Here is a 2,190-nt window from a genome sequence, read left to right as displayed (position 1 = left end):
CAACGACAAATAGCTAAATTGTTTTGCGGTATAAGGTTCTATGTGTCTCTGACCAACACCGCCTTCCAGAAAGGAGCCCGCCGCCGGTGAGGGACAGGCGACGGACCCCCTCAGCGGCTGCATCCACGAAGACTCGACCGCTGCAAGTTCTAACCCCGCGAGGGCCTACATCGTTCCCTACAACCTGGGTTGGTCGGCAGGCTTGTGCCGCTCTAAGTTCCCCTTATGGCAACCCATTGGTTCTCCCCTCCGGTTCCTGTGACGACTGACCGTGCCGGTATGACCCGGAACGTGAACAACGTCGAGGCAGCCGGACAGGAGCTGATGAAGTGGACCAAGCGTGGCCCCAAATGGAACCAAGCGGTGCGCGTCTGCATCGCCTGCATTTCCGACGAGATGGAACCTGAGGAGGCACGAAAGGCATTCTTGGCGGCTGCCAAGGAAGAGGGGTTGGTGCTACGCTCGTCTGATTAGGGCCGAATGTGCCAGTTACCCGAGCCCAGTTCCCAAACATTCCTGATCCCTAATGCAACCATTCCCTGATCTGCGAGTTGCGCGACAGGCGGGGAACCTCGGCCGACATGACAAAGCGCGACAAAGCTGGGCATAAGTCCCTTGCAGACGCCGTTCGGGAGTTGATCGGAACCGAAGACAATCGTCGTCATGTAGAGAAGCTGTTTGGGCCAGTCGAAACAGAGCTGACCCCAACCCTAGCTTTATTACTTGAGGCGATTGGTAAGGCCAGAGACGACGAAACTCCCTAGCCGCTCTAAGTTCAGCCTCATGGCAACCCTCGGCATTGGCGCCGACTTGCTGGAGCTTTTCATGAAGGCCCGCGATGCAGGCTGAGCCGGACGAGGAAGATCAGCGCCCTGACCTACCGTTCCAGGGCGGGCCTCGGGTAAGGCATTTCAAATTTAAAAGGAACGTCGGTTAATACCCCTCGGCGTCAGGCTTGACAGCGGTCCCATGTCGATTGTGAGTGCCGCCTTCCTCCTCTATGCGCGTGATCTCGCCGGCAAGCTCGATCTGCTGACCTCTCTTGATCTTGGACGTGCTGTCCACGATGGAATGCGGGAAGCCGTAGCTCGGAATCGAGACGCTTGTCCGGTCCTCAGTGACCCGCCTACGTATCGTGGCCGTGATCGCAACCAGTGCCCCGCGCCAGACGCTTGAGTCTGGAGCGGACGATGCCTAGTCAAGATGTTGCTAATATACATCGGCCTGCAAGCTTCGCCGTTGGCGAGGCGGCCCAGCGGCTTGGTTGCGGGGGGGACGGCAGCTAGAGGCCGCTGGGCCTTGACGACCAGCGAGCTTAAGAGGAGGCCCTGTGCTGGCTGGTCAAAACCTTGCGCTTAGGGCAACGGAAAAGCATCATTCGAACGAACACTTTTCGTCAACGAGGAGGGAAGGGAATGCGGTCGGCGGCGCTTACCCATTACATAGCCGGCCGTCAGCAGTGGTGACGACTGACACAGTTCGTGGAGTGGCGAGCGGAATCGTCGCTCAGCAATTACATTCTTCCACGATAGCGAATCCCAGACGCAGTGACCATGGTCTTGGCGTTGTCAAAACCGTGGTGTCAGCCAAAACAATGAAAACGCCGGAGCCTCTACGCCTTTGAAAAATATTGGCTCCCCGGGCCGGACGAAACTGCGAACTATGAGCTGCCGATTCCTCTCAAAACTGCGCCGCAGCCCGCCATCAAGACTCGCAAGCGTGACCGGGAGCGCGCCGTGCGCCTCCGATCAACCGGTGGGCCAAAACCATCTTTGAGGCAACGGGCAGTCGCACTCGCGAAGGAACGAGGCGTTGTGCGCACACACGATCTCACAGACATCGGCGTTCCCCGCTGTTATCTAACCCGGATGTGCGAGGGAGGGGCCGCTAATCAAGGTTCGCTATGGAGTCTACTGAGCAGCAGACGGGAAGGCGGCATAATTACCTTATGCGCGCCTGTCGGAACAACGTGATTGCGGCAAGGAGCGGACGTTGCCCCGCCTATGCGGCTTGCTCACTCTAGCGTCGGGGCGGTCCGCAGACCGTTGAATCGAAAAATCGCTACGAAGCCCACGGGCAGACCTTAGCCTCCCGCGCTGAGCATTTCGACGATTGTTAAATCCAAAGAATCACCACAGGACGGTGGCCGTCGAGCGCGTTGTTAGCAGCCCATTTCCGCAGCCTGTTAAT

At 58.4% G+C, this 2,190-nt stretch carries 2 protein-coding genes; both read left to right on the top strand.

The annotated features are described in order from the left end of the window. Nucleotides 1-225: 225 nt before the first annotated feature. Nucleotides 226-474, top strand: coding sequence for a DUF982 domain-containing protein (locus NKH43_RS35150; RefSeq protein ID WP_352862051.1), 249 nt, complete (start codon nucleotides 226-228; stop codon nucleotides 472-474). A gap of 107 nt (nucleotides 475-581) precedes the next feature. Continuing rightward, nucleotides 582-764 carry a hypothetical protein gene (locus NKH43_RS35145; RefSeq protein WP_352862049.1) on the top strand — a complete coding sequence of 61 codons (183 nt, stop codon included), beginning with the start codon at nucleotides 582-584 and terminating at the stop codon, nucleotides 762-764. Nucleotides 765-2,190 lie beyond the last annotated feature (1,426 nt).

It is taken from the genome of Mesorhizobium sp. M1163, assembly GCF_040318415.1.
Taxonomy (GTDB): Bacteria; Pseudomonadota; Alphaproteobacteria; order Rhizobiales; family Rhizobiaceae; genus Mesorhizobium.
Note: the sequence above shows the minus strand (reverse complement) of the source record. Positions and strands in the feature narration are given on the sequence as shown.